The 9485-nt window shown below is 67.3% G+C and carries 6 protein-coding genes and 3 pseudogenes; 7 read left to right on the top strand and 2 right to left on the bottom strand.

Annotation, left to right across the window (positions count from 1 at the left end; genetic code table 11):
• The first annotated feature begins 140 nt into the window (after positions 1–140).
• Positions 141–980 carry a transposase family protein gene (locus D7D52_RS37465; protein ID WP_120743648.1) on the top strand — a complete coding sequence of 280 codons (840 nt, stop codon included), beginning with the start codon at positions 141–143 and terminating at the stop codon, positions 978–980.
• Positions 981–1009: 29 nt separating this feature from the next.
• Here D7D52_RS37465 and D7D52_RS39765 read toward each other — a convergent pair.
• A pseudogene (locus D7D52_RS39765) lies at positions 1010–1924 on the bottom strand (IS701 family transposase); the annotation flags it as partial.
• Positions 1925–1963: 39 nt separating this feature from the next.
• On the opposite strand from D7D52_RS39765, the gene D7D52_RS39760 reads away from it, so the two are divergent.
• From D7D52_RS39760 to D7D52_RS40555, 4 genes and pseudogenes are all read left to right on the top strand, one after another.
• Positions 1964–3193: an HNH endonuclease signature motif containing protein gene (locus D7D52_RS39760; RefSeq protein WP_281279157.1), complete on the top strand. Its 1230-nt coding sequence runs from the start codon at positions 1964–1966 to the stop codon at positions 3191–3193.
• 52 nt (positions 3194–3245) lie between these two features.
• Positions 3246–4361, top strand: coding sequence for an IS630 family transposase (locus tag D7D52_RS37445; RefSeq protein WP_246023558.1), 1116 nt, complete (start codon positions 3246–3248; stop codon positions 4359–4361).
• Positions 4362–4675: 314 nt separating this feature from the next.
• Positions 4676–4894 (top strand): hypothetical protein, encoded by a 219-nt coding sequence (locus D7D52_RS37440; protein ID WP_120743646.1) that lies wholly within the window; start codon positions 4676–4678, stop codon positions 4892–4894.
• Positions 4846–5520 (top strand): annotated as a pseudogene (locus D7D52_RS40555) (recombinase family protein); the annotation flags it as partial. The gene D7D52_RS37440 and the pseudogene D7D52_RS40555, both read left to right, overlap by 49 nt.
• Positions 5521–5601: 81 nt before the next feature.
• Here the strand turns inward: D7D52_RS40555 and D7D52_RS39755 are convergent.
• Positions 5602–6846: pseudogene (locus tag D7D52_RS39755) on the bottom strand (ferredoxin--NADP reductase domain-containing protein); the annotation flags it as partial.
• On the opposite strand from D7D52_RS39755, the gene D7D52_RS39750 reads away from it, so the two are divergent.
• Both D7D52_RS39750 and D7D52_RS37425 read left to right on the top strand, forming a co-directional pair.
• Positions 6772–8325 carry an HNH endonuclease signature motif containing protein gene (locus D7D52_RS39750; RefSeq protein WP_425464705.1) on the top strand — a complete coding sequence of 518 codons (1554 nt, stop codon included), beginning with the start codon at positions 6772–6774 and terminating at the stop codon, positions 8323–8325. The pseudogene D7D52_RS39755 and the gene D7D52_RS39750 overlap by 75 nt on opposite strands.
• The gene (locus D7D52_RS37425; protein WP_246024108.1) at positions 8210–9295 is read left to right on the top strand and encodes an IS701 family transposase; all 1086 of its coding nucleotides are present in this window, start codon (positions 8210–8212) and stop codon (positions 9293–9295) included. The genes D7D52_RS39750 and D7D52_RS37425 overlap by 116 nt, the downstream gene beginning before the upstream one ends.
• The last annotated feature ends 190 nt before the right edge of the window (positions 9296–9485 follow it).

Genomic DNA, 9485 nt, shown 5'->3' with positions numbered 1-9485 from the left:
TGAGCCTTTCCGGGTAGCGGCTGGGCGTGCTGGGTGACCGGTGGACTCGCTGAAAGTGGTTGCTGGGCAATGTAAGAGCGCAGAGTCCTGGTAAAAGGATGTTCGACCAAGAACACATCTTCATAAGGACTCTGCGCAGGATGAGTGTGACATATACCGGGGTGCTGGCGGTCTCGGAGGCCACTGTCGAGTTCGTGACGGGGCTGCTCGAGCAGGTGCGCCAGGCCAAGGGGACGCGCTGGCGGGCGCTGACCTGCATGGCGCAGGCGGTGTTGGCGCTGCGCTGGTTCGTCGACGGCATCCGGGTCGAGCAGCTGGCCCTCGACAATGCGATCGGGCGGACCACCGCCTACGACTATCTGCACGAGGTGATCGACGCGCTCGCCGAGCAGGCCCCGAGTCTGCACAGCGCGTTGCTGGCAGCGAAAATGGCTGGCCACGAACATATCTCTGTGGACGGCACGTTGATCGCGACCGATCGAATCAGCGAGCCCGGACCCACACCGCAGAAGGGCAAGCCCTCGCGGCGGGTGGATTTGTGGTGGTCGGGAAAACATCACCACCATGGCGGGAACGTGCAGGTGGTGACCGTGCCCGACGGGTGGCCGATCTGGACCTCGCCGGTGCGTCCGGGGCGTGAGCACGACGTCACCGCGCTGCGCGCACACCCGGAAATCATTCCAGCCCTTGCCGATTGGGTATCGGACGACAGGCCGGTGCTGACCGACCTCGGTTACGAGGGCGAAGCCGCGGTGGCCACGACCGCGGTCAAGAAGCCGGCCGGTGGCCGGCTCACCGACACGCAGCGGGAAACGAACAAGGCACACAACAGCCGACGCGCCCTCGGGGAACGGGGAAACTCCCTGCTGAAGACGACGTTCAAGGCGTTGCGGCGAGTCAGCCTGTGCCCCTGGCGTATCGGTGCCATCGTCGCGGCTGCTCTGGTGTTGCTGCACCACGAATACCGCCGAACCACCTGACCACGACACGCCGCTACCCGGAAAGGCTCACGGCACGAGGCCAGTTCACCGGTGCGCTGGTTGCGGCGGACCACCAGCCAGCGCTGCCCGGGAGCAGCTTTGTCGTTCTCGGCGCCGATCTGGATCCAGGCCCAGTCGTAGACGCGGGGACCTTTGGCCCCGTCGCCGGCCGAGAGCGGCTGCCAGGCTCGTTTCGGCACGGTCTTCGCGAGGACATCGGCACGGACGCGGCCGGTCGCCGTGGTGACGCGGTGATCGCAGGCGACCGCGAAAACATAACCGGTGCCGCGGGATTCGAGGGCCGCACGCAGTTTCGGGTCACCACCGTAGACCTCATCGCCGGTCACCCACGGTGCCCGGACACCGGAATCGAGCGCATCGAGGATCAGCCGTTTCGCCAGCGCGGGTTTGGTGGCGAAACCCACCTCGTCCGGGATACCCGCCCGCTGGCAGCGGGCCGGGTCGGTGGTCCACGATTTCGGCAGGTAGAGGGCGCGGTCGAGGAAGGCGTGCCCGACGGCCGTGGCGTAGGTGAGATAGACCGCGACCTGGCTGTTTTCGATCCGTCCGGCCGTGCCGGTGTACTGGCGTTGGACCCCGACGGTGTGGGTGCCCTTCTTGATGTCACCGGTTTCGTCGACCACGAGTGTCGCGTCGACCTCGCCCAGATGCTCGATCACAAAGTCGCGCAGGTCATCTCGCAGCCCGTCCTCGTCGACCACCGCCGAGGCGAGCAGATGCTGCATCGCGTCCGGCGACCGATCACCGGCCTGTTCGGCCAGTGTCCAGCAGTTCTTGCTCGGCAACTCCGTCATCATCGCGGTCAGCATCCGTGCGGCGGTCCGGCGAGTCTCCACCCGCGCGAAGCGCGGCCCGAGCATGCCGGTGAACTCGTCGAACTGTTGCCGCCACCGGGCAGCGGCTACGCTGTCGAGCGCGGCCACCGCCAATTCAGTTGTGTCCCACACAAACACAACCTGATCATGCGGTGGCCGCCCCACTTCCGGCGCCCCCGACCAGCAGCATCATCGATCACGAAGTCCGGCTGGAGTACTAGCGCCGACCGTCGCCGCCGTCGCGGCTTGGTGATCGGCCGCCCGGGTGTGGATGGCATGTCGTGGGTGGAGGGCTGGATCACTCCGGAGCTGCGTGCGTGCTTGGATGCGGTGCTGGCGAAGTTCGCTCGCCCGGGCATGTGCAACGCCGACGATCCCGAAAGCCCCGGCGTTCCTGGTGCTTCCAGCGCTGCCCGCACTCCCGGCGCTGTCGTTGCACCCGGCTCCATCGCTGCGTCCGGCGCTGCTGTCTGCGCCCTGCCCGGTCCGGCTGTAGCCGACGCGGTGGTCGCGGGTGGCGGTGTCGGTGCTGCGGCCACCGACATTGCGAACACCGGCGCTGCGGCCACCAGTGTGGTGACCGCCCACGGCGTGGTGGCCGAAGGTGTTGCCGCGCAGGGTTGCGCCGCCCAGAGCGTTGGCGGCCAGGGCCTCGCGGCCCGGGGCGTAGCGGCTAACGGTGCTGCCGCCCAGGGGACTGTCGCCCACGGCATGGTGGCCGAAGGTGGTGCCGCCCACGGTTTCACCGCCCAGGGTCGTGCCGGACAGGGTGTTGCCGCCGAAGGCCACGCCGCCCATGACATTGCCGCCCCCGGTGGTGGCGTGGTCCGTCCCGCCACTGGCGCGGTTGTCGACTCCGCTGTGTTGGAAGCGGCCGCGCGGCGTGACCGGCGTGATGCCGGGCAGCGCAACCACGACGCCCTGCTGGCGCTGCTGCAGGCCGGGGTCGACATGAACAAGCTCGGCAGCCATCGCGGGCTGCCCGTGCAGATCACGCTCACCATGAGCCTCGCCGACCTCGAGCGGGGTGCGGGGATCGCGACCACCGCCACCGGCGGACACGTCTCCATCAACGAGGCGTTGAAGATGGCCGCCGGGTCCAAGCCGGTCTTGGCGGTGTTGGATGGGGACGGGGTTCCGCTCTACCTGGGGCGTAGCCGCGAACGACTCGCCACCCCCGGGCAACGGCTGGCGTTGATCGCCCGCGACAAAGGCTGCACCCATCCCGACTGCGACGCACCAGCGGCGATGTGCGCTGCCCACCACGTCGTCGATTGGGCCAAAGGCGGGCCCACCGACCTCGACAACCTGGCATTGGTGTGCGATCACCACCACGCGATGGTCAACGACAGCGAGTGCCGCGTCCGGGAAGGTTGATGCTGAAACCGTTGTCCGGAGTGGCGGGTTGATCCTCGGCGGGTGAGCGGTGATGCTGCCGGTGGTGGAGGTGATGCCGGTGGCTCGAAAGCCGGATGTGTTCGTCAGAGCGGTGACGCCCGAGGAAGGCCGCAGGCTGGCCCAGATCGCGCGGCGCAGCAAGGTGCCGATCCGGATGCGGCGGGCGGTGGTGGTGATGGCCTCGGCGCAGCATCAGCCGGTCGGGTTCATCGCGAAGCTGATGCAAGTGTCGGAATCGTATGTGCGGCAAGTGATCCACGACTTCAACGAGAAGGGTTTCGACGCCCTGGACCCAAAATGGAGCGGGGGCAGGCCGGCGAAGACCGATCAGGCGACGCGTGATCGGATCTGTCAGATCGCCCGGTGCTGCCCCCGCGACCTGGGATGGCCGTTCTCGACGTGGAGCCTGTCGAAACTTGCGGAAGCATTGCGGATCAACAAGATTGCCGAGCTCAGCCGTGAGACTGTCCGCCAGATCCTCAAGACCGGTGGGGTGTCGTGGCAGGCCACGAAAACCTGGAAGGCCAGCAACGACCCCGACTTTCAGGCCAAGATGGCGCGGGTGCTCGATCTCTACGATCACCCGCCCGTCGACGGACGAGTGATCTGCGTGGATGAGTTCGGACCGCTGAACCTCCAACCCCGCAGCGGCCGAGGCTGGTTCGCCGCCCGGCGGCCGCGCCGACTGCGGGCGACCTACCGCCGCACCCAGGGTGTCCGGCACATGTTCGGCGCCTTGGACCTACGCACCGGGCAGCTGTACTACCGGATCCGGGATCGGAAACGCTGGACCGAGTTCCTGGCCTTCCTCAAATCCCTGCGGGCCCGGTGGCCCGGCCAGAAACTGTATCTGATCTGCGACAACTACTCGGTCCACAAACGTGCCGAAGTCCGGGCGTGGTGCGTGGACAACGCCGTCGAGCTCGTCTTCCTGCCCACGTATTCGTCGTGGCTGAACCGGATCGAGTGCGAGTTCGCCGCGTTGCGGTACTTCGCGCTCAACGGCACCGACCACCGCAGCCACGACGAACAGGACGACGCGATCGGCACCTACGTCCGCTGGCGCAACCAACACGCCGGCCCCGTCCGAGACTTCGCCGTCGGATCCAAGATCCGCCGACCCGATTACCTAACGAACGTTGCCTGACACGGCACTAGGGATCGCTCCCATCACCCGCATCCTCAACGCCTCCTGCTGCCCCGGGGAAAGCCTGCGCATGTCCACCCGAAGATCATCACCCACAACCGAAACATCAAGCAGCGCAACCGATTCGTTTCAGATCAATAACAGGCGCGACACCGCCATATGTCGGAACCCAGGGGACCTCGTGATTGATGCCGAACGTTGACTGCGGAACACGGAATTGCATCAATTCCGGTCTCATACGCGGATAAACGCGGGTTCGCCTGCCAGTACAGGGTGACGCCACGCCAAACGCCGAACACCCCACAGGAGCCCCGATGGAACGCCCCGAACCCGGAAACCATGCCCCGACCGGCATCGAGGCCGCCAAGCGGCATGCCCGCGACCGCGCCCACCAACGCTGGCACATCGACCGAATCGACACCGAACCCCTCACCACCACCCAGTGCGACCACGTCGTCACCCTCCTCGCCGACCTCATCACCGCATGGGCCCACCGCCACCACACCGACAACGGCGAACGGAACGCCGCATGAAACACCCCGACCGAAATACCCGCCACACCAATACATTCGAAAAACGATCGAGGGACAATAGAACCGGCGATATCCCCGACAGAACCCCGGGCCCGAATTCTGTTTCGCCACAGGCTGTTTCGGACATCAGAGGTTGCGAGAAGCGTATATCGATGGGAAGGACCGGCAGCATGGCAGGCAGCAAGAAATCCTCAACTCCGCGTATCTCTTACGACACGGCCGCCTGGGAACAGGACGTGCGAGTAGGCACCTACACCCGCCGCTCCACCACTGAAGACAACCAGCCCTACTCCATCGAAGCCCGGGACGCCCGGCTGGACTCCTACATCAATTCCCAACCCGGCTGGCGACACACGACGTCCTTCACCGACGACGCCTCCGGCGCAAGCACCGAGCGGCCTGGCTTGCAACGCGCGTTGCAGGCCGCACGTGCCGGGCTCATCCACGTGCTGGTGGTCTACCGGGTCGATCGCTTCTCCCGCAACCTGCGCGACCTGGTCACCCTGCTCGACGAACTCGACCGAGCCAAAGTCGTGTTCCGCTCCGCCACAGAACCATTCGACACCTCCACCCCCATGGGCCGCATGCTGGTGCAGATGCTGGGCATGTTCGCCCAATTCGAACGCGACACCATCATCGACCGCGTCATCGCGGGCATGGAACGCAAAGCCGCCAAAGGCAAATGGAAGGGCGGCAAACGACCCTACGTCGGGTTCGGATGCGGCCAGCATGTCCTCGCGCTCGACGACCTTGACCCGCTCGCGGCCCTGCGGCTCGCCCAGCGCGCGCTCGTGCGCGTCGAGGCGGTACCAGCCGGCCCAGGTGGTGAACGGGATGCCCTTGCCCTCGAGGAATTCGGTGACGGCCTCGGGCTCGGGCTTGGGGGCGGGCACGAAGTTCGCGGCGTCGTCGAGCAGGCAGGCGATGGTCTCGTTGGCGTCGCCCTTGGTGTGGCCGATGAGACCGACCGGGCCGCGCTTGATCCAGCCGGTCACGTAGGTGGCGGGCTCGTAGCGGTCGGAGCCGTCGGCGTCCTCGTTCACCAGCACGCGCCCGGCCTCGTTGGGCACGGTGCCGGCCTGGTCGTCGAAGGGCAGGGCCGGGATGTTCTGCGACAGGTAGCCCACGGCGCGGTACACGGCCTGGATGTCCCAGTCCTTGAATTCGCCGGTGCCCTTGCAGTTTCCGGTGCCGTCGAGCTGGGTGCGCTCGGTGCGCAGGCCCACGACCTTGCCGTTCTCGCCCAGGATCTCGGCGGGGTTCTCGAAGAAGTGCAGGAACAGCTTGTGCGGGCGGTCGCCGACATCGCGAATGGCCCACTGCTCCAACGTATTGCAGATCATGTCGACCTGCTTGGAGTGCCGGCGCGCGGCCTCGGAGCCCTCGTCGTAGTCGATGTCCTCGGGATCGACGATGACCTCGATGGTCGGCGAGTGGTCGAGCTCGCGCAGCTCCAACGGCGTGAACTTGGCCTGCGCGGGACCGCGGCGGCCGAACACGTGCACCTCGAGGGCCTTGTTGTGCTTGAGCCCCTCGTAGACGTTCGGCGGGATCTCCGTCGGCAGCAGCTCGTCACCGGTCTTGGCCAGCACGCGCGCCACGTCCAGGGCGACATTGCCGACGCCGAGCACGGCGACCTTCTCCGCCTCCAGCGGCCAGCTGCGCGGCACGTCCGGGTGCCCGTCGTACCAGGACACGAAGTCCGCGGCGCCGTAGGAGCCGTCCAGGTCGATGCCCGGAACCTCCAGCGCGCGATCGGCATTGGCGCCGGTGGAGAAGATGACCGCGTCGTAGAACTGCCGCAGGTCCTCGAGGGTGATGTCGACGCCGTAGTCGATATTGCCCAGCAGCCGCACCTGATCCTTGTCCAGGACCTTGTGCAGGGCGGTGATGATGCCCTTGATGCGCGGGTGATCCGGGGCGACGCCGTAGCGGATCAGGCCGAACGGCGCTCACAGCGCAGCGCTGATGAGCTGATCGAGTTGGGACTCGGGCTGCAAAACCGCTACCCCGCCACCCGCGACGCCTTCGCCGACGGCCGCATCGACCTCGCACGCGTCCGCGCGATCAGCAAAGTACTCACCAACGCCTCCGACGGAGTATTGGACACCCTCGAAGCCAAAGTCGCCGCGTACGCGGAGAAGGTCGAACCCGCGCGCGTGCGCCGCACCGCCAACCGCTGGATCAAGGAAGTCGACCCGGCAGGGCAAGCCGAGCGCCGCAAGGACGCCGAAGCCGACCGGTATGTGACCGTCACCGCCGCCGACAACGGCACCGCTGTCGTGGACGCGGTACTGCCCGCCGCCGGCGGCCAAACAGTATTCGAACGGCTGCGGGAGATGGCGTTGAGCCAGGTATGCGGCAAAGACCCCCGCACCACCAACCAACGCCGCGCCGACGCCCTCGTCGCGCTCGCCGACGGAACAGGACGGCTGGTGTGCCAATGCGGGCGCGACGACTGCCCACGCGCCATCACCAGCGAACCGATCCCGGTGCCGCGCAAAGCCCTCGTGCAAGTCGGTGTCTCGGCCGAAACGCTGGCGGGGTTGCAGGACAACCCGGCGCTGCTGGCCGGGTTCGGGGCCATCGACGCCGACCTCGCCCGCCAAATCGCGCGGCATGCCCGCTTCGAAATCATCACCGACACCACCGCAGCGACCGCCGTCACTGGCGAAACCACGACCGCCACCGCAGCGACCGCAGTCGTCACTGGCGAAACCGCCACAGCCACCACCGAATCCGCTCCAGCGGCGACCGAATCCGCCCCTGCGACGACCGGCGGTGTCGAAAAAGCCGGTACCGCAGGCGAATTGCGTTACCGCCCCGGCGCTCGTATCGCCCGACGCGCGCGTGCGATCGACGGCAGCTGCCGCGCGCCTGGCTGCCAGGTCCCCGCCGCCGCCAGCGACCTCGACCACCAAGACCGTTTCGATCACACCAACCCCGGACAGGGTGGCCGCACCACCGAGGCCAACCTCGGGGCACGCTGTCGTCGCCATCACCGGCTCAAGACCTTGGCCGACAACCACGCCAACGGCTGGACCGTCATCCACCACCCCGACCGGCGGGTCGAATGGCGCACACCCACCGGCGAATCCGACATCACCACCCCCGAAGGACCCGACTACCTGTTCCCTGCCACACCGGTGCCACCCGTCACCGCGGCAGGGGTTCCGGATGCCGAACCGCTCGGCTCGGTTTTCGATCCCGGGGTCGCGGTAGTACTGCAACGACACCTATGTGAGTTGGTGCTGGTAGATCTGTTGTGTGGTGTTGGATCGTGTTGTGGCCGAGTTGGATTCGTTGATGACGCGGATCGGGGTCCGGTTCGCGCGGTCGGAGCCGCGGGTCCGGGCGCGGGAGTACGTGTCGGGATTGTTGGCGGGGCTGGAGCGCAAGAACGGGTGGACGCTGGCCGAGCGGGCCGGTGAGACGGGCCCGCAGGGGATGCAGCGGCTGCTACGAGCGGCGGATTGGGACGTCGACGCGGTCCGTGACGATGTGCGTGACTACGTGATCGAGCACCTGGGTGACCCCGAGGCCGTGCTGGCCGGTGACGAGACGGGTTTCCTGAAGAAGGGCGTGAAATCCGCTGGCGTGCAACGCCAGTACTCCGGTACGGCCGGTCGTACCGAGAACTGCCAGATCGGGGTGTTCCTGGCGTATGCGTCCCGGCACGGGCACGCCCTGATCGACCGGGAACTCTATGTTCCCCAGTCGTGGACCAGCGATCGGGACCGCTGCCGCGCCGCCGGGATCCCCGACGAGGTCGAGTTCGCGACCAAGCCGCGGCAGATGATCGCCATGCTCGAACGTGCGGTGGCCGCGCGGGTGCCGTTTCGGTGGTTCACCGCCGACGAAGCCTACGGACAAGCCGGTTACCTGCGGGACTGGTGCGAAGACCACGACGTGTTCTACGTGCTGGCCACCCGCTGCGACCAGCAGGTGCACACCCGCGCCGACCGGATCGCGCGCGCCGACGAACTGGTCACAGAGTTCGCCGACCGCACCTGGCAGCGGCTCTCGGTCGGTGCCGGCGCGCACGGACCCCGCGAATACGACTGGGCACGCCGCCAGATCGACGGCAGGTGGAAGACCGGACGCGGGCACTGGCTGCTGGCCCGGCGCAGCATCGCCGAACCCACCGAGATCGCCTACTACCTCTGCTACGGCCCGGCCAACGCCCGCCTGGTGGATCTGGCCTGGACCGCGGGGTCGCGCTGGCACGTGGAAGAAGCGTTCCAGCAGGCCAAGGGCGAGGCAGGGCTCGATCACTACCAGGTCCGCGCCTGGCGGGCCTGGTACGCCCACATCACCCTTTCGATGCTCGCCCTGGCCTGGCTGGCCGCATCGAAAACCATTGCCGCAAAGGGGGACTCTCCGAACCTGACGAAGGCATGATCGCCCTCACGCTACCGGAGATCCGCCGCCTGCTCATCGCCTTCGTCCTCACCCGCCAACACCCCGCCGACCACACCTGGGCCTGGTCACGCTGGCGACGCTCACTAGGGCACCATCCTTTCTGCAGCCCAACGAGTTAGGGTTGTGACCTCTCGGTCCCGGCGGGTGCATGGCCCGGTTCGCGAGCCAC

It is taken from the genome of Nocardia yunnanensis, assembly GCF_003626895.1.
In the GTDB taxonomy this organism is placed as follows: domain Bacteria; phylum Actinomycetota; class Actinomycetes; order Mycobacteriales; family Mycobacteriaceae; genus Nocardia; species Nocardia yunnanensis.
The sequence above is the reverse complement of the archived record's forward strand: the minus strand, read 5'-3'. Positions and strand labels throughout refer to the sequence as shown.